Source organism: Streptomyces sp. NPDC033180 (assembly GCF_055577645.1).
In genome coordinates this window covers 15,849-33,785 of sequence record NZ_JBVIPU010000020.1, presented here as the reverse complement: position 1 = coordinate 33,785, position 17,937 = coordinate 15,849, and the positions used below count along the sequence as shown (strand labels likewise).

Genomic DNA, 17,937 nt, shown 5'->3' with positions numbered 1-17,937 from the left:
AAGCCCCTGAGCCCGACGCACCCGGCAGCGAGGCGCCCCCCGCTGGGCCCGGGTTCACTGAAACGTCCCTCCCCGCGCCCGCCCTCCCGCCCCCGCCCGCATACGTTCCGGGGGCGCCCGCCGTGCCCGCGGCTCCCGCCGGGCCCTCCCCGCTCGGCGCCTTCTTCGGACGGGCGCTCCGGGGCGACTGGGCCGGGGCTGCCCAAGCCGCCCTGTGGCCCGTGGGGTTGGTGCTCGTCGCGGCCGTGGCGCTGGCCGTTCCCTCGTACGGGCAGGACGAGGGCGACGTCGTCGTCGGGTTCGGCGACCGGCTCCGGATCGCCCTCGCACTGCTGCTCCAGGCCGTGGGCGGCGGCTTCGAGATCTCCGGGAGCGAGCGGCAGCAGTCGTCACTCTTCGGCGGCGAAAGCTCCGGCGTCGACGTCGCCTTCGACGGCAGCGCCACCCTGCACCTCATTCCGCTCACCGCCACCGCCCTGTGGATCGGGGCCCTCTTCATCGGCGTACGCATCCTGCGCAGACGTGTTCTCCTGCGCGCCGAAGGGCAGGGCGGTGGCACGTCCGGACTCGAAGCGGCCGTGCGGGTCAGCCTGTTGGTGACCGCGGCCACCCTCGTGCTCAGCCTCTTCGCGCAGCCCGAGATCGAGGGCGTCGAGCTCTCCTCGTCGCCGGTGCTCGCCGCGCTCGGCGCCCTCGTACTCGCCGTCGCCGTCTCCTGCGGTGTGCTGCACCGCCACGATCTGGCCCCCTGGCTGGCCGGACGGCCCGGCTGGCGGGCGACGTTCCGTGCCACCGGCACCGCCCTGCGCGCGCTCGCGATCGTGCTGGCCCTCTGCTCGGTCGTCGCGTTCATCAGCCTCGCCCAGATCGACGACCTCGAAGGCCTCACCGACCTCGACGACGCCGATGTGTCCCCGCTGCTCATCGCCCTGCTCCTGCTGCCGAACCTAGGCGTGGCCGCCCTCGGCCTCGGGTGGGGAGCGCCGCTCAAGGCCTCGGTGGAAGGCGGCAGTTCGGCGTACGGCGGTGGCTACGAGAGTGAGTCCTTCGGGCTCTCCGAGCTGGGTGACGTCACCAACGCCTGGGCGACCGTCGGGGCGTTGGCGCTCGGCCTCGTGTGTGCGCTGGTCCTCGGCCTCCTGGCCGCGCGCCGCACCGCGCACCGCGGAGAGCAACTGCTCGCCGCTGGCGTCTTCTTCGGGTTCTTTCTGCTCCTGGCCGGGATCGGCGGCTTCGGCGTCGACGCGACCGGGAGCGCGTCCTCGGAGTTCGGCGGTGGCGCAGGTGGGAGCGGATCGGGCAACGGCAGCTTCGAGGCGGGCGTGAGCGTGCCGGACGCGCTGCTGTTCGGGCTGCTCTGGGTGTTCGCCGCCGCGCTCATCGCGCCCTTCCTGCTGCAGGTGCTCGGGCAGCGGGCTGGGATCGGCGCGGCGCCCGTGCCACAGGTCCCGCCGATGCCGAGCGCCCCGGCGGGTGCGTCCGGCACGCCCGGCTCCGTGGCCACCGCGCCCACCGAGGGCGCTGTCGGTTCTGTCGGCCCCGTCACAACCGACGCGTCGGCGCCGGGGTTCGCCCCCGCTTCTCAGCCCGCCTACGACCCGGCCGCGAACCCCTCCCACGCCCCTGCTGCCTACGACCCCCACACCTTCCAGCTGCGCCAACAGCCCCCCGCGACGCCCGGGTCCCGCCGCACCGCCCTCTGGGTCGGCACCCTCGCCGCAGCCTTCCTCATCGGCAGCGGTATCGCGGCCGGTGTCCTGCTCTGGCAGAACAACGACGACGGCACGGCCGACAAGGCGGGAGGCAAGGACGACAAGCCCGCCGTCAGCCGGTCCCAGGACCCCACGAATCCGCCCTCGCCGTCCCCTCCGGCCACCCCCACGGATGAGACGCCCACGGACGAGCCGAGCGCGAGCCCGGACGCCGTGGACGACGCCCCCGGCGCCCGACTTCCCGCAGGCTCCGACCTGGTGTCCGACGTGAGCGGCTTCGAGTTCGCCGTGCCCGAGGGCTGGACCCGGCAGGGCGAGGAGCGGCCGGGCCAGATCGTGTACGCCGGATCGACCGGCCCGGAGGGGTTCATCGTCGGCGTGGTACCGAACGCCACGTACACCTCGTACGAGAACTTCACGACCATCGAGAAGGACGCCAAGAAGGACCCCAAGAAGTCGGACTACCAGCGGATCCGGCTCGAGCCGAACACCTTCCAGGGGCGCGGCGGCGCGATCTGGGAGTACACCTACACCGACATGTCGGGGCGCGAGATCCATGCGCTGAACCAGAGTTACGTCGCGGACAACGGCACCGAGTACGCCATCCTGCTCTCCTGGCGCGCTGACTTCTGGCCCGTGGGCGAGGGCGAGAAGATCCACCGGACCGCGCTGGAACACTGGCGGCTCAACGGCTGAAGGAGAGCGCGGACGCGCTGGAGCACGGCGCCGACCTCGCTCCCCGGTTCGTCCAGTTCCTGCCGCAGCCCGCCGTCCGGAGGTCCCGGGCGGCGGGGCTCGCGTACGCCCGCGCCGCCTTCGCCCTCGCCGGGGCCCAGATCGAGCCAGACGGTGACGACGGCGTCGCGCGGGATCCACATGCCGGGGAGGGGGTACTGCCGGACCACGTGAGCGAGGACGACCCGGTGGAAGTCGGGGCGGTCCGGCGCCGCGAGCACCAGGCCGTGCTTCGCCGCCGACTCACGCGCGTCCACGGCCATGAGACCGACCAGCCGCGGCACGCGCACTTCTTCTGTCTCGTCCGTCGCAGCTGTCCTGGGCGTCTTCGGCACAGAGGTCACCCCCGGGCGGTACCGGCAGGGTAGACCCGCTACAGCGCGAGCCGGAAGGTGTGGGCCTCCCGCTTCGACGGCGTCGTGAAGGTGTCGGCCAGTTCCATGCCGAGCCGCCGGGTCACGGCCACGGACCGTGCGTTGCGGACGTCGACCATCGCCACCACGTCGCGCACGCCCGCCGCGCGCACCCGTTCCAGGGTGGCCTGCGCGGCGGCGCTCGCGTACCCCTTCCCCCAGGCGGCGCGGGTGAGCCACCAGCCGATCTCGATCTCGCCCCTGGGTCCCCAGTCGTTCGGCCAGGGCTGCGCTCCGGTGAAGCCGATCGGCTCGCCGTCCGCGTCGAGCAACGTCCACAGGCAGAAGCCCAGTTCGGCGTCGTGTCTGCGCTGCCGGGCGGTCAGCTCCTCGTACACGGAGAGCTCGGCCGACGTGCCGGTGCCGAAGAACTCCATGACCTCCGGGTCGTCGAAGAGCCGGTGCCAGACGAACGCGTCCTCGTGCGTCGGGACACGCAGTTGTACGGCGGGCAGGGTCTTGGTCGGCAGTGCCTGCTTTGTCACGGGTGGCCCTTCGGCTGGCTGATCGGTACCGCTGCATAGACTGCCCATAACCCGTGCCCGTCGGCACACAGATTTCGAGCCTTGGGGAGAACCCGCCGTGACCGAGCCCCAGCCCCTCACCGAACACACCGCTGATGTGATCGTCGTCGGGGCCGGGCCAGCCGGTTCCACGACCGCCTACTACTTGGCGAAGGCCGGACTCGACGTACTGCTCCTGGAGAAGACCGCGTTCCCCAGGGAGAAGGTCTGCGGCGACGGCCTGACGCCGCGCGCCACCAAACAGCTGGTGTCCATGGGGATCGACATCTCCGAGGAGGCGGGCTGGCTGCGCAACAAGGGCCTGCGCATCATCGGGGGTGGCGTACGGCTCCAGCTCGATTGGCCGGAACTCGCCGCCTACCCCAACTACGGCCTGGTCCGTAAGCGCGACGACTTCGACGAGCAGCTCGCGAACCAGGCGCAGAAGGCGGGCGCCCGCCTGCACCAGCGCTGCAACGTCGGCGCCCCGATCGTCGACGACCGCACGGGCCGCATCACGGGCGTGCACGCCAAGCTCGGCGAGGAGAAGACCCCGGTCACCTTCCACGCCCCGCTGGTGGTCGCCGCCGACGGCAACTCGACGCGGCTCTCGCTCGCGATGGGTCTGCACCGCCGCGACGACCGTCCGATGGGCGTCGCCGTCCGTACGTACTTCACATCCCCGCGCCACGACGACGACTACCTGGAGTCCTGGCTGGAGCTGTGGGACCGCCGGGGCGCCGAGGACCGGCTCCTTCCCGGCTACGGCTGGGTCTTCGGCATGGGCGACGGCACGTCGAACGTCGGGCTCGGCATCCTCGACTCCTCCTCCGCCTACAAGGAGCTCGACTGGCGCGAGGTGCTCAAGGCCTGGTGCGCCTCGATGCCGGAGGAGTGGGGCTACACCCCGGACAACATGACGATGCCGATCCGCGGCGCCGCCCTGCCCATGGCGTTCAACCGCCAGCCGCACTACACCAAGGGCCTGCTCCTGGTCGGCGACGCGGGCGGCATGGTGAACCCCTTCAACGGCGAGGGCATCGCGTACGCCATGGAGTCCGGGCAGATCGCGGCGGACGTCATCGTCCAGGCGCACGCCCGGCAGACCCCGGGCCAGCGCGAACTCGCCCTCCAGCGCTACCCGAAGGTCCTCAAGGACACCTACGGCGGCTACTACACGCTGGGCCGCGCCTTCGTGAAGCTCATCGGCAACCCGAAGGTCATGAAGATCGCCACGCAGCGCGGCCTGACGCACCCGATGCTGATGCGCTTCACGCTGAAGATGCTGGCCAATCTCACCGACCCGACGGGCGGCGACGCGATGGACCGCATCATCAACGGCCTGAGCAAGGTGGCGCCGAAGGCGTGAGCGTCTGTGGGCGTGCCTGTCTGTGGGAGTGCCCGTCTGTGGGCGTGCCTGTCTGTGGGCGTGAGGCTCTGTCCGATTTGCCTTACCCCGTGGGTGGTACGAGGCTGGCGGCATGATTTTTATCGCCGTCAAGTTCACCATCCGCCCCGAGCACGCCGACACCTGGCTGGAGCGGACCGCCGAGTTCACCCGGGCCACGCGCGCGGAGGAGGGCAACCTCTTCTACGACTGGTCCCGCAGCGTCGACGACCCCAACCAGTTCGTCCTCCTCGAGGGCTTCGCCTCGCAGGAGGCGGGCGCCGCGCACGTCGGCTCCGACCACTTCAAGGCCGCCATGGAGACGATGTCCGAGGCGATCGCCTCGAAGCCCGAGATCATCCACACCGAGATCCCGGGCAACAGCTGGTCCGAGATGGGCGAGCTCTCGCCGAAGGGCTGAGGCACGCGGCTCTTCTTCACCAGAAGCGCACAGAAGGGCCGGGAACCCTCTCGAGGGGGTTCCCGGCCCTTCTTGTTGCTACGCGGTGCTGTGAGGCCCTCAGAGGACGCGCACGGCTCCGTCGGCGGGGTAGCCCGACAGGTCCTGGATGACAACGCCCTTGCCGGGGTTGGCGGCGTCGAGGTACTGGCCGTTACCGATGTACACACCCACGTGGTACGCGGAGCCCGCGCCACCCCAGTAAAGGATGTCGCCCACCTGGACGCTGTCGAGCGAGACCGGCGTACCGGAGACCGACTGGTCCTGCGAGACGCGCGGAAGGTCCACGCCCGCCTGCTTGAACGCGGCCTGGACGAGGCTGGAGCAGTCCCAGGCGTTGGGTCCGGAAGCACCCATGACGTACGCGTCGCCGAGCTGGGCCTTGAGGAAGCTGATGACCGAGCCGACGCTGCCGCTGGCCGGGGCGGCCACATCGGCGGACGAGGCGCTGGAGCCGCCGGTGGCGCTGAGCGCCGTGCGCTCCGAGGAACGCGAGGCGCGCTCCTCCTCCGCCTTCTTCTTGGCGGCGGCCTCCGCCTTCGCCTTGGCCTTTGCCTTGGCTTCGGCCTTCGCCTGGTCTTCCTTGGCCTGCTTGGCGGCCTTCACGGCGGCCGCGTCCTGCTCGGCGCGGAGCTCGTAGCTGTCGGCGGTCTGCTGCGTGACTTCAGCGGACTGCGCGATCTGCGTGGAGAGGTCCGCGGTGAGCGTGGGCATTTCGATGGTCTCGGTCACCGGCTCGGCGGCGTTCGCCGTGCCGGCGGCCGCGGCCACTGCCAGGGTGCTGAGGACGCCACCGGCAACTCCGGCGCGCAGGGCCATCTTCGAGGCGCTACGACGGGGCTTCCGGTGGCTGGGTATGTGAGCGGTGTGGGACATGAGAACAACCGCTATCAGGGAGTCAGGGTTCCCATCAAGAAACGTGGGCTGCGCCACAGTTGCTCGCGAAGGCCGCGAATCCCGGGCGTGTCACTTCTTATTGACGCCGTAACGGGCAATGCGGACAACGGCGATCACGCCTGTGATCATGGGTTTTCTGTGATACGCCCGAATTGCCCGTGGTCTACCACCGGTTGAGCCGGTTGGCCAAGCCCGGTTTCTTCGCCGCGCATGGGTGTGTGGCGCAGGTCACAGGTGTAGCCCTAGGGGATCTCCCTGAGATCCGGCCGAGACCTTCCTGAGATCTCCCGAAGAATTCAGGGGTGTTGCCCGTATGGGGGATCGGTGACGGATCGACGGCGAATCGACGGTGGATCGACGACGGGTCGGTGCCGGAGGGTGTCGACCGGCACCGACCGGCACCGACCGGCACCGACCGGCACCGACCGGCACCGACCGGTGTCGACCGGCACCGACCGGCACCGACCGGTGTCGGCGAGGTGGCGATTCACTCTCAGGTCGCCTTCGCGCGGATGTCGCCCTCCGGCGCTCGTGAATCGGCGCACGCGTCCGTAGTTGTCCACTCCCGTCCACACCTCTCCCGCCAAAGTGTGAATGAGCCGCCACTATCAAGCCGGTGCGTCCAGCACCAATTTGCTTGTGGCGGCCAACGCTTGATAGGGCGACCCCCTCCCGACCAGCGGTAACTCGCTGAGATGTCACCTCTGGTGATCACTCAGGCGCTTCGCGTATGAAGATCACCGCTCATCCGACTTCATGATCCTTCGTCAGGTGGTGGAGATCACAAAGCCGTTGTCGCACCCCGTGTCGCAGATCACAGACCGGCGGGCATAAGATGCGGGGCAGTTGGGCTTGTGACCTGCTTCACATGTAAGCGATCTTCGTTGGTCGCGGTCCGTGGGTCGCGGTCCGATGCAACCGCCAACAGTCAGTGCCGACTGAGAGGAGCGAGGAGCGTGAACGCCTATGCGCCCATCCTCGTGCTGGGAGCCCTCGGGGCAGGCTTTGCGATCTTCTCCGTGGTCATGGCCACGCTTATCGGTCCAAAGCGGTACAACCGCGCCAAGCTCGAGGCGTATGAGTGCGGTATCGAGCCGACGCCGACTCCGGCCGGCGGCGGGCGATTCCCGATCAAGTACTACCTGACGGCGATGCTCTTCATCGTCTTCGACATCGAGATCGTCTTCCTTTACCCCTGGGCCGTCACCTTCGACGCGCTGGGGATTTTCGGGCTCGTGGAGATGCTGCTCTTCGTGCTCACCGTCTTCGTCGCGTACGCGTACGTATGGCGGCGTGGCGGCCTGGAATGGGACTAAAGGTCTGAGGGGCCAAAGAGCATGGGACTCGAAGAGAAACTGCCGAGCGGTTTTCTGCTGACCACCGTCGAACAAGCCGCGGGCTGGGTGCGCAAGTCATCCGTCTTCCCCGCGACCTTCGGCCTCGCGTGCTGCGCCATCGAGATGATGACGACGGGAGCCGGACGTTATGACCTGGCTCGCTTCGGCATGGAGGTCTTTCGCGGTTCACCGCGTCAGGCCGACCTGATGATCGTGGCCGGGCGTGTGAGCCAGAAGATGGCGCCGGTCCTGCGGCAGGTCTATGACCAGATGCCCAACCCCAAGTGGGTCATTTCCATGGGGGTTTGCGCTTCGTCGGGCGGGATGTTCAACAATTACGCGATTGTGCAGGGTGTGGATCACATTGTCCCTGTTGACATCTATTTGCCCGGCTGTCCGCCGCGGCCCGAGATGCTGATGGACGCCATCCTCAAGCTCCACCAGAAGATCCAGGGCGGAAAGCTCGGGGTCAACGCCGAGGAAGCGGCCCGCGAGGCGGAGGAGGCGGCCCTCAAGGCGCTCCCCACCATCGAGATGAAGGGGCTGCTGCGGTGAGCGACTCGCACGACGAGCATCTGAACGGGAACGGGAACGGGAACGGTGTCCCGGCTCCCCGCGACGAGGCCGGCAAGGTCATCGGGGTCCGCAAGGGCATGTTCGGCGCCAACAACGGCGGCGACACGTCCGGTTACGGCGGCCTCGTGCGGACGGTCACCCTGCCGGGCGCCTCCGCGCGCCCCTACGGCGGCTGGTTCGACGAAGTCGCGGACGAGCTGGAGGGGGCCCTGGAAGAGCAGGGGCTCCTGCCTACGAGCGCGATCGAGAAGACGGTCGTCGACCGTGACGAGCTCACCTTCCACATCGCGCGCGAGCACCTCGTCCGGGTCGCCCAGACCCTGCGCGACGACCCCGCCCTGCGCTTCGAACTCTGCACGGGCGTCTCGGGGGTGCACTTCCTCGAGGACAAGGGCCGCGAGCTGCACGCCGTCTACCACCTGCGCTCGATCACCCACAACCGCCTGATCCGGCTCGAAGTCAGTGCCCCTGACGCCGATCCGCACGTCCCCTCGCTGGTCGCCGTCTATCCGACGAACGACTGGCACGAGCGCGAGACGTACGACTTCTTCGGCCTGATCTTCGACGGTCACCCGGCGTTGACGCGGATCATGATGCCGGACGACTGGCAGGGCTTCCCGCAGCGCAAGGACTACCCCCTCGGCGGCATCCCCGTCGAGTACAAGGGCGCCCAGATCCCGGCTCCGGACCAGCGGAGGTCGTACAGCTGATGTCTGCCACTCAGGGAACTTCCCACGCTTCCGCTCGTGAGACGACCGAGGGGACTGTATATACAGTCACCGGCGGCGACTGGGACGAGGTCGTCCAGTCCGCGGCCCGGTCCGACGACGAGCGCATCATCGTCAACATGGGTCCGCAGCACCCCTCCACCCATGGTGTGCTCCGGCTCATCCTGGAGATCGAGGGCGAGACCGTCTCCGAGGCCCGCTGCGGCATCGGCTATCTGCACACGGGCATCGAGAAGAACCTCGAATACCGCACGTGGACGCAGGGCACGACGTTCGTCACGCGCATGGACTACCTGACGCCGTTCTTCAACGAAACGGCGTACTGCCTCGGGGTCGAGAAGCTCCTCGGCATCGAGGACCAGATCCCGGACCGCGCCTCGATCATCCGCGTGCTCCTGATGGAGCTCAACCGGCTCTCCTCGCACCTGGTGTGCATCGCCACCGGCGGCATGGAGCTGGGTGCGACGACGATCATGATCTACGGATTCCGCGATCGTGAACTCGTTCTCGACATCTTCGAGCTGATCACCGGCCTGCGCATGAACCACGCGTACGTCCGGCCCGGCGGGCTCGCCCAGGACCTGCCCCCGGGCGCGGTGGACCAGATCCGCGAGTTCGTGAAGAAGATGAGCAAGAACCTCGGCGAGTACGACAAGCTCGCCACCGGCAACCCCATCTTCAAGGCCCGTATGCAGGACGTCGGCTATCTCGACCTCGCGGGCTGTATGGCCCTCGGCGCCACGGGACCCGTCCTGCGCTCGGCGGGCCTGCCGCACGACCTGCGCAAGTCGGACCCCTACTGCGGCTACGAGAACTACGAGTTCGACGTGCCGACCGCCGACACCTGCGACTCCTACGGACGCTTCCTGATCCGCCTGGAGGAGATGCGCCAGTCGCTGCGCATCGTCGAGCAGTGCCTGGACCGCCTGGAGCCGGGTCCGGTCATGGTCGGCGACAAGAAGATCGCCTGGCCCGCGCAACTGGCGCTCGGCCCGGACGGATTGGGCAACTCGCTCGATCACATCAAGAAGATCATGGGCACCTCCATGGAGGCCCTGATCCACCACTTCAAGCTGGTGACCGAGGGCTTCAGGGTCCCGGCCGGGCAGGCGTACACCGCGGTCGAGTCGCCCAAGGGCGAGCTCGGGGTGCATGTCGTCTCCGACGGCGGCACCCGCCCCTACCGGGTCCACTTCCGCGACCCGTCCTTCACCAACCTGCAGGCCATGGCGGCGATGTGCGAGGGCGGCCAGGTCGCTGACGTCATCGTCGCCGTCGCGTCCATCGACCCCGTGATGGGAGGCGTCGACCGGTGACCACCACTCCTTCCCAGCAGGGTGCGGGCGTCAGCCTGGGCATGCCCCAACTCCCCGCCCCCGACTTCCCTGCCGACGTACGGGCCAGGCTCGACGCGGACGCCAAGGAGATCATCTCCCGCTACCCGGACTCCCGGTCCGCGCTGCTGCCGCTGCTGCATCTGGTGCAGTCGGAGGAGGGCCACGTCACGCGTACGGGCATGGCCTTCTGCGCGGAGGTGCTCGGCCTGACCACCGCCGAGGTCACCGCGGTCGCGACCTTCTACACGATGTACCGGCGCAAGCCCTCCGGTGACTACCAGGTCGGCGTCTGTACGAACACGCTCTGCGCTGTCATGGGCGGCGACGCGATCTTCGAGTCGCTGCAGGAGCACCTGGGCGTCGGCAACGAAGGGACCACGGAGGACGGCAAGGTCACGCTGGAGCACATCGAGTGCAACGCGGCCTGCGACTTCGCTCCCGTCGTGATGGTCAACTGGGAGTTCTTCGACAACCAGACTCCCGAGACCGCCAAGCGGCTCGTCGACGACCTGCGCGCGGGCGTGCAGGTCGAGCCGACCCGCGGCGCCCCCTTGTGCACGTACAAGGAGACGGCCCGGATTCTGGCGGGCTTCCCGGACGAGCGCGCCGGCGCAGTCGAGGCGAGCGGCGGCGCGGGCCCTGCCTCGCTGATCGGACTGCGCCTGGCCAAGGGCGAGTTGCCGCAGCCGAGGGTGGTCCACCCGCGCACGGGCGGCCCGCAGGACGAGGCGCCCGCCGAGCACCTCAGCTCGCACGACGCACCGCAGGAGACCTCGGCATCCGACCCGGCCCACCCGGCCGGACCGACCGCCGAGGAGGGGGAGTGATGACCTTGGCTGCCGAGATCGACAACGAGACGAGCCCCGAGAAGCTGCTCGCGCCGGTGCTCTCGGCGTTCTGGGACGAGGAGAAGTCCTGGACGCTGGACACCTACCGTCGGCACGAGGGGTACGAAGGTCTGCGTAAGGCTCTGGCCATGGCGCCGGACGACCTCATCGCGTACGTCAAGGACTCCGGTCTGCGCGGCCGGGGCGGCGCCGGATTCCCCACCGGAATGAAATGGCAGTTCATTCCGCAGGGAGATGGAAAGCCGCACTATCTAGTTGTCAACGCCGACGAATCGGAGCCGGGGACCTGCAAGGACATCCCGCTCCTCTTCGCGAACCCGCATAGCCTCATCGAGGGCATTGTGATCGCCTGCTACGCGATCCGCTCGTCGCATGCCTTCATCTACCTGCGCGGTGAAGTCGTCCCCGTGCTCAGGCGGTTGCACGAGGCCGTGCGTGAGGCGAAAGAGGCGGGATTCCTGGGCGAGAACATCCTGGGCAGCGGACTCGACCTCGAACTCACCGTGCACGCGGGCGCGGGCGCGTACATCTGTGGTGAGGAGACCGCGCTGCTCGACTCGCTCGAAGGCCGCCGTGGCCAGCCGCGACTGCGTCCCCCTTTCCCGGCCGTCGCGGGCCTCTACGCATGCCCCACTGTTGTCAATAACGTCGAGTCCATCGCGTCGGTTCCCGCGATCCTGAATCGCGGAAAAGACTGGTTCAAGTCGATGGGGAGCGAGAAGTCCCCCGGCTTCACGCTCTATTCGCTGAGCGGCCACGTCACGAGCCCCGGCCAGTACGAGGCGCCGCTCGGCATCACCCTGCGCCAGCTGCTCGAGATGAGCGGCGGGATGAGGGCGGGCCACCGGCTCAAGTTCTGGACGCCCGGCGGTTCCTCCACGCCGATGTTCACCGACGAGCACCTCGATGTCCCGCTGGACTACGAGGGAGTGGGAGCCGCCGGGTCGATGCTCGGCACGAAGGCACTGCAGTGCTTCGACGAGACGACGTGCGTGGTGCGGGCGGTCACGCGCTGGACCGAGTTCTACGCCCACGAGTCCTGCGGCAAGTGCACGCCGTGTCGCGAAGGGACGTACTGGCTGGTGCAGTTGCTCCGCGACATCGAGGCCGGCAAGGGCGTCATGTCCGACCTGGACAAGCTGAACGACATCGCCGACAACATCAACGGCAAGTCCTTCTGCGCCCTCGGTGACGGCGCCGCGTCGCCGATCTTCTCCTCGCTCAAGTACTTCCGCGAGGAGTACGAGCAGCACATCACCGGCAAGGGCTGCCCCTTCGACCCGGCGAAGTCGACTCTCTGGGCCGACCGGCCCTCCGCACATTCGGAGGTGAACGCATGACAGTGACCACGAACAGCGCTCCCTCCGGGGGCGGCGAGGCGGCGGTTCCGCCGGAAGACCTCGTGTCGCTGACGATCGACGGCATCGAGATCAGCGTCCCCAAGGGGACGCTGGTCATCCGGGCCGCCGAGCTCCTCGGCATCGAGATCCCGCGGTTCTGCGACCACCCGCTGCTCGACCCGGCGGGCGCCTGTCGCCAGTGCATCGTCGAGGTGGAGGGCCAGCGCAAGCCGATGGCCTCCTGCACCATCACCTGCACCGACGGCATGGTCGTGAAGTCGCAGCTCTCCTCGCCGGTCGCCGAGAAGGCCCAGCGCGGTGTGATGGAGCTGCTCCTGATCAACCACCCGCTGGACTGCCCGGTCTGCGACAAGGGCGGCGAGTGCCCGCTGCAGAACCAGGCGATGCAGGTCGGTGACACGGACACCCGCTTCGAGGGCAAGAAGCGGACGTTCGAGAAGCCGGTGCCGATCTCCACCCAGGTGCTGCTCGACCGCGAGCGGTGCGTGCTGTGCGCACGCTGCACCCGGTTCTCGAACCAGATCGCGGGCGACCCGATGATCGAGCTGATCGAGCGCGGCGCGCTCCAGCAGGTCGGCACGGGCGAGGGCGACCCCTTCGAGTCGTACTTCTCCGGGAACACCATTCAGATCTGTCCGGTCGGCGCGCTGACCTCGGCGGCGTATCGCTTCCGCTCACGGCCCTTCGACCTGGTGTCGTCGCCGTCGGTCTGCGAGCACTGTGCGGGTGGCTGCGCGACCCGCACCGACCACCGGCGGGGCAAGGTCATGAGGCGGCTCGCCGCGGACGACCCCGAGGTCAACGAGGAGTGGCTCTGCGACAAGGGGCGCTTCGGCTTCCGTTACGCGCAGAAGCCGGACCGGCTCACCACGCCGCTGGTGCGCAACGCGGAGACGGGTGAGCTGGAGACCGCCAGCTGGCCCGAGGCGCTCGAAGCCGCGGCCAACGGGCTCGCGGCCGCGCGCGGCCGTGCCGGTGTGCTGACCGGTGGTCGACTCACCGTCGAGGACGCGTACGCGTACAGCAAGTACGCGCGCGTGGCGCTCGACACGAACGACATCGACTTCCGCGCGCGCGTGCACAGCAGCGAGGAGGCCGACTTCCTCGCCGCCCGTGTCGCGGGCCGTGGCCGGGATCTCGACGGCGCCGGAGTCACGTACACGGAAGTGGAGAAGGCGCCCGCGGTCCTGCTCGTCGGCTTCGAGGCCGAGGAGGAGGCGCCCGGGATCTTCCTGCGCCTGCGCAAGGCCTGGCGCAAGCACGGCCAGCGGACGTTCTCCCTCGCCACGCATCAGACCCGGGGGCTGGAGAAGGCGGGCGGCACGCTGTTGCCCGCCGCGCCCGGCACCGAGACGGAGTGGCTCGACGCCCTCGCGGGCGGAGCCGGACTTGAGGGCGACGGCGCCAAGGCGGCCGAGGCGCTGCGCGCTTCGGGCGCGGTGATTCTGGTCGGCGAGCGTCTCGCCGCTGTGCCGGGCGGGCTCACCGCCGCTGTGCGGGCCGCTTCGGCGACCGGTGCGCGGCTGGTGTGGATTCCTCGCCGGGCGGGGGAGCGCGGTGCCATCGAGGCCGGCGCGCTGCCCTCGCTGCTTCCCGGCGGGCGGCCTTCCACCGACCCGCGCGCGCGGGACGAGGTCGCGGCCGCCTGGCGCGTTGCCGAACTCCCGCACCGCTACGGCCGTGACACGGGTCAGATCATCGAGGCCGCGGCGACCGGCGAACTGGGCGCGCTCCTGGTGGCGGGCGTGGAGGTCGCCGACCTCCCCGACCCGGCACGCGCGCGTGAAGCACTCTCCGAGGTCGGGTTCCTGGTCTCGCTCGAGCTGCGACCCAGCGAGGTCACCGAGAACGCCGATGTCGTACTTCCGGTGGCCGCGGTCGTGGAGAAGCCCGGCACCTTCCTCAACTGGGAGGGCAGGGCGCGGATGTTCGACGCCGCGCTGAAGCCCGACCACATGACGCGCACGCTGGCCCCGACGGACGCCCGCGTGCTGCACATGCTGGCCGACGCCGGGGACGTACACCTGGGTCTTCCCGACCTGGCGAGCGCCCGGCGCGAGCTTGACCGGCTCGGCGGGTGGGACGGTACGCACGCCACCGAGCCCGTGGAGACAGCCGCCCAGCCTCCGAGGCCCGCCTCCGGAGAGGCCGTTCTCGCGGGGCACCGGCTGCTGCTCGACCGGGGCCGCCTCCAGGAGGGCGACGAGGCGCTGGCCGGTACGCGGCACGCGGCGGTCGCCCGGGTCTCGGCGGCCACCGCGGCCGAGGCCGGCGTCAAGGACGGCGACGTCCTGGCCGTCACCGGGCCCGCGGGGGCGACGGAACTGCCCCTCGTGGTCACCGAGATGCCCGACCGGGTGGTGTGGCTGCCGCTGAACTCGACCGGGGGAGGCGTCACTTCCGACACCGGTGCGCGCCCCGGCGACCTCGTCCGCATCGGCCCGGCGCTCCTGCCGGAGCCCTCTGAGGCCCCGGAGGTGACGTCGTGATGCACCCCATGGTGCCGCTTGCGGCGGAAGACCTGTCCATGTTCGGCCGTGACCCGTGGTGGCTCGTCGCCGTCAAGGCGGTCTTCTGCTTCGCGTTCCTGATGGTGACGGTGCTCTTCTCCATCGTGTGGGAGCGCAAGGTCGTCGCCTGGATGCAGCTGCGCATCGGCCCCAACCGGCACGGCCCCTGGGGCATGCTGCAGTCCCTCGCGGACGGCATCAAGCTGATGCTCAAGGAAGACGTGATCGTCAAGCGCGCGGACAAGGTGGTGTACATCCTCGCGCCGATCGTCGCGGCCATCCCGGCCTTCATGGCGATCGCGGTGATCCCCTTCGGCCCCGCGGGCAACGAGATCTCGATCTTCGGCCAGCGCACGACGATGCAGCTCACCGACCTGCCGATCGCGATGCTCTACATCCTCGCGGTCGCCTCGGTCGGCATCTACGGCATCGTGCTCGCGGGGTGGAGTTCCGGCTCGACCTATCCGCTCCTCGGCGGTCTCCGCTCCTGCGCGCAGATGATCTCGTACGAGATCGCGATGGGTGCCGCGTTCGCCTCGGTGTTCCTCTACTCCGGGTCGATGTCGACCTCGGCGATCGTGGAGGCGCAGGCCGACCGGTGGTACGTCCTGCTGCTCCCGGTCTCGTTCCTGATCTACATCGTGACGATGATCGGCGAGACCAACCGCGCCCCCTTCGACATGCCGGAGTCCGAGGGCGACCTCGTCGGCGGCTTCAACACCGAGTACTCGTCGATCAAGTTCGCGCTGTTCATGCTCGCCGAGTACGTCAATATGGTCACCGTCTCGGCGGTCTCGGTCACCCTCTTCCTGGGCGGCTGGCGGGCCCCGTACCCGGTCAGCACCTTCTGGGAGGGCGCGAACCACGGCTGGTGGCCGATGCTCTGGTTCGTGATCAAGGTCCAGCTGCTGCTGTTCTTCTTCATCTGGCTGCGCGGCACGCTGCCACGCGTCCGCTACGACCAGCTGATGAAGCTCGGCTGGAAGGTCCTGATCCCTGTCTCGGTCGTCTGGCTGATGCTCGTGGCGACGGTCAGGGCGATGCGGAACGAGGAGTACGACTTCACCTCGATCGCGCTCTATGTGGGCGGCGGAGTCATCGCGCTCCTGTTGCTCTCCGTCGTCGTCGACATCTTCCGCGACAAGCGCGAGAAGGAAGCGGCGACCGAGGAGGAGCCCGTCGCCTTCGATCCGATGGCGGGCGGATTCCCCGTCCCGCCGCTGCCCGGACAGAGCCTGCCGCCCGTACCGCGACGACGCTCGCGCCAGGAGCGGGAGCTGATTGTCAGTGGTGGACCGGATACTCAAAGTGACGGAACCCGAAGTGACGGAAAGGAGGCGTCCGATGGCTGATTCGAAGAAAGAGCCGCAGCGCGAGCCACACCACGAGTCGAACCAATCGAAGCAGGGGTTCCAGAACCCCGTCGCGGGCTTCGGCGTGACCTTCAAGGCCATGTTCAAGAAGCGGCTGACCGAGCAGTATCCGGAGCAGGAGAAGACCACCGCTCCTCGCTTCCACGGCAGGCACCAGCTCAACCGCCATCCGGACGGCCTGGAGAAGTGCATCGGGTGTGAGCTCTGCGCCTGGGCCTGTCCCGCGGACGCGATCTATGTGGAGGGCGCGGACAACACCGAGGAGGAGCGCTACTCCCCGGGCGAGCGGTACGGCCGCGTCTACCAGATCAACTACGCCCGCTGCATCCTGTGCGGCCTGTGCATCGAGGCGTGCCCCACGCGCGCGTTGACGATGACGAACGAGTTCGAGCTGGCCGACAGCACCCGCGAGAAGCTCATCTTCACCAAGGAGCAGCTGCTCGCGGGCCTGGAGGAAGGCATGGTCGAGTCACCGCACTCGATCTTCCCCGGCACGGACGAGCAGGACTACTACCGCGGTCTGGTGACGGAGGCCGCGCCCGGCACAGTGCCCCAAGTGGCCCTCTCCAAGGGGGAGACGCCCCAGGAGGCGGCCTCCACCTTCGGGGAAGACGAGCCCGCGTCGGGGAAGGTGATCAACCGATGACGCAGCTCGCCGCCTACACCACGTCCACCGGTGAGGCCGTCCAGTTCTGGGTGCTCGGCACGGTCGCCGTGATCGGCGCCCTGTGCACGATCCTCATGAAGAAGGCCGTGCACAGCGCGCTCTGTCTCGCCGGGACCATGATCATCCTGGCGGTCTTCTACCTCGCCAACGGGGCGTACTTCCTGGGCATCGTCCAGGTCGTCGTCTACACCGGCGCGATCATGATGCTCTTCCTCTTCGTGGTCATGCTCGTCGGTGTCACCGCCGCCGACTCGCTGAAGGAGACCATCAAGGGGCAGCGCTGGCTGGCCGGCCTCTGTGGCTTCGGCTTCGCCATCCTGCTCTTCGGGGGCATCGGCAACGCCTCGGTGAACGAATTCGCCGGACTGGGCAAGGCGAACGCCGGCGGCAACGTGGAGGGCCTCGCCGAGAGCATCTTCACGAAGTACGTCTTCGCGTTCGAGATCACCGGTGCGCTGCTCATCACCGCCACCGTCGGCGCGATGGTGCTCACCCACCGCGAGCGCACGGAGCGCGCCAAGACGCAGCGCGAGATGTCCGAGGAGCGCGTGCGCGGCAAGCACCTGCCGCCGCTGCCCGCCCCCGGTGTCTACGCCCGGCACAATGCCGTGGACGTCGCGGGCCTGCTCCCCGACGGCACCCCCTCGGAGCTCACGGTCAACAAGACGTTGCGTGAGCGCGGCCAGATCCGCGATGTGTCGGACGAGGCGCTGGATGATCTGCGTGCCCTCGAACAGCGCTCCACGGAGCGTCTGGAGCGGTCTTCCACGACCGAGGAGGCGTCGAAGTGAATCCGGTCAACTACCTGTATCTCGCGGCGCTGTTGTTCTCGATCGGCGCCACCGGCGTACTGATCAGGCGGAACGCGATCGTGGTGTTCATGTGTATCGAGCTGATGCTCAACGCGTGCAACCTCGCCTTTGTCGCCTTCTCCCGGCTGCACGGCAATCTCGACGGCCAGATCATCGCGTTCTTCACGATGGTCGTCGCCGCGGCGGAAGTCGTGGTCGGTCTCGCGATCATCGTGTCGCTGTTCCGCTCCCGTCACTCGGCCTCGGTCGACGACGCCAGCCTGATGAAGCTGTAAGGGGTC

General features: G+C 68.8%; 16 protein-coding genes and 1 pseudogene. 14 read left to right on the top strand and 3 right to left on the bottom strand.

Features of this window, described 5'->3' with window-relative positions; translation table 11 throughout:
• Positions 1-122 precede the first annotated feature (122 nt).
• Entirely contained in the window at positions 123-2,408 is a 2,286-nt protein-coding gene (locus ACZ5WE_RS35325; RefSeq protein ID WP_467695436.1) for a hypothetical protein, read from the top strand.
• A 23-nt stretch (positions 2,409-2,431) separates the two neighbouring features.
• Here the strand turns inward: ACZ5WE_RS35325 and ACZ5WE_RS35320 are convergent.
• Both ACZ5WE_RS35320 and ACZ5WE_RS35315 read right to left on the bottom strand, forming a co-directional pair.
• Positions 2,432-2,710, bottom strand: a pseudogene (locus ACZ5WE_RS35320) (PASTA domain-containing protein); the annotation flags it as partial.
• 110 nt (positions 2,711-2,820) lie between these two features.
• Positions 2,821-3,345: a GNAT family N-acetyltransferase gene (locus ACZ5WE_RS35315; RefSeq protein WP_467695298.1), complete on the bottom strand. Its 525-nt coding sequence runs from the start codon at positions 3,343-3,345 to the stop codon at positions 2,821-2,823.
• Positions 3,346-3,442: 97 nt separating this feature from the next.
• Here ACZ5WE_RS35315 and ACZ5WE_RS35310 point away from each other — a divergent pair, with 97 nt between their 5' ends.
• Entirely contained in the window at positions 3,443-4,732 is a 1,290-nt protein-coding gene (locus tag ACZ5WE_RS35310) for a geranylgeranyl reductase family protein (RefSeq protein ID WP_467695296.1), read from the top strand.
• A gap of 112 nt (positions 4,733-4,844) precedes the next feature.
• Positions 4,845-5,171, top strand: a complete 327-nt coding sequence (locus ACZ5WE_RS35305; protein ID WP_467695294.1) for a putative quinol monooxygenase — start codon at positions 4,845-4,847, stop codon at positions 5,169-5,171.
• A gap of 99 nt (positions 5,172-5,270) precedes the next feature.
• On the opposite strand, the gene ACZ5WE_RS35300 is transcribed toward ACZ5WE_RS35305, so the two are convergent.
• Complete coding sequence (locus ACZ5WE_RS35300; RefSeq protein ID WP_467695293.1) at positions 5,271-6,086, bottom strand: C40 family peptidase; 816 nt, start codon at positions 6,084-6,086, stop codon at positions 5,271-5,273.
• A 977-nt stretch (positions 6,087-7,063) separates the two neighbouring features.
• On the opposite strand from ACZ5WE_RS35300, the gene ACZ5WE_RS35295 reads away from it, so the two are divergent.
• Genes ACZ5WE_RS35295 through nuoK form a run of 11 tightly spaced genes read left to right on the top strand, consistent with a single transcriptional unit; the run spans position 7,064 to position 17,931 of the window.
• Positions 7,064-7,423 (top strand): NADH-quinone oxidoreductase subunit A, encoded by a 360-nt coding sequence (locus ACZ5WE_RS35295; protein ID WP_003992243.1) that lies wholly within the window; start codon positions 7,064-7,066, stop codon positions 7,421-7,423.
• A 21-nt stretch (positions 7,424-7,444) separates the two neighbouring features.
• Positions 7,445-7,999, top strand: coding sequence for a NuoB/complex I 20 kDa subunit family protein (locus ACZ5WE_RS35290; protein ID WP_160506582.1), 555 nt, complete (start codon positions 7,445-7,447; stop codon positions 7,997-7,999).
• On the top strand, positions 7,996-8,730 hold the full coding sequence (locus ACZ5WE_RS35285) for an NADH-quinone oxidoreductase subunit C (RefSeq protein ID WP_467695291.1): 735 nt from the start codon (positions 7,996-7,998) through the stop codon (positions 8,728-8,730). Before ACZ5WE_RS35290 ends, ACZ5WE_RS35285 begins: the two co-directional genes overlap by 4 nt.
• On the top strand, positions 8,730-10,064 hold the full coding sequence (locus ACZ5WE_RS35280; protein ID WP_467695289.1) for an NADH-quinone oxidoreductase subunit D: 1,335 nt from the start codon (positions 8,730-8,732) through the stop codon (positions 10,062-10,064). Before ACZ5WE_RS35285 ends, ACZ5WE_RS35280 begins: the two co-directional genes overlap by 1 nt.
• Before the next feature lie 41 nt (positions 10,065-10,105).
• The gene (nuoE, locus tag ACZ5WE_RS35275) at positions 10,106-10,912 is read left to right on the top strand and encodes an NADH-quinone oxidoreductase subunit NuoE (protein ID WP_467695432.1); all 807 of its coding nucleotides are present in this window, start codon (positions 10,106-10,108) and stop codon (positions 10,910-10,912) included.
• Positions 10,912-12,273 carry an NADH-quinone oxidoreductase subunit NuoF gene (gene nuoF, locus ACZ5WE_RS35270; RefSeq protein ID WP_399394071.1) on the top strand — a complete coding sequence of 454 codons (1,362 nt, stop codon included), beginning with the start codon at positions 10,912-10,914 and terminating at the stop codon, positions 12,271-12,273. Before nuoE ends, nuoF begins: the two co-directional genes overlap by 1 nt.
• A complete protein-coding gene (locus ACZ5WE_RS35265) occupies positions 12,270-14,783 on the top strand; it encodes an NADH-quinone oxidoreductase subunit G (protein WP_467695287.1) in 2,514 nt (837 codons plus the stop codon). Before nuoF ends, ACZ5WE_RS35265 begins: the two co-directional genes overlap by 4 nt.
• Positions 14,783-16,156 (top strand): NADH-quinone oxidoreductase subunit NuoH, encoded by a 1,374-nt coding sequence (gene nuoH, locus ACZ5WE_RS35260; protein ID WP_467695430.1) that lies wholly within the window; start codon positions 14,783-14,785, stop codon positions 16,154-16,156. The genes ACZ5WE_RS35265 and nuoH overlap by 1 nt, the downstream gene beginning before the upstream one ends.
• Positions 16,149-16,823, top strand: coding sequence for an NADH-quinone oxidoreductase subunit NuoI (gene nuoI / locus ACZ5WE_RS35255; protein ID WP_467695286.1), 675 nt, complete (start codon positions 16,149-16,151; stop codon positions 16,821-16,823). The genes nuoH and nuoI overlap by 8 nt, the downstream gene beginning before the upstream one ends.
• Positions 16,820-17,635, top strand: a complete 816-nt coding sequence (locus tag ACZ5WE_RS35250; RefSeq protein ID WP_467695284.1) for an NADH-quinone oxidoreductase subunit J — start codon at positions 16,820-16,822, stop codon at positions 17,633-17,635. Before nuoI ends, ACZ5WE_RS35250 begins: the two co-directional genes overlap by 4 nt.
• Positions 17,632-17,931: an NADH-quinone oxidoreductase subunit NuoK gene (gene nuoK / locus ACZ5WE_RS35245; RefSeq protein ID WP_249588397.1), complete on the top strand. Its 300-nt coding sequence runs from the start codon at positions 17,632-17,634 to the stop codon at positions 17,929-17,931. Before ACZ5WE_RS35250 ends, nuoK begins: the two co-directional genes overlap by 4 nt.
• The last annotated feature ends 6 nt before the right edge of the window (positions 17,932-17,937 follow it).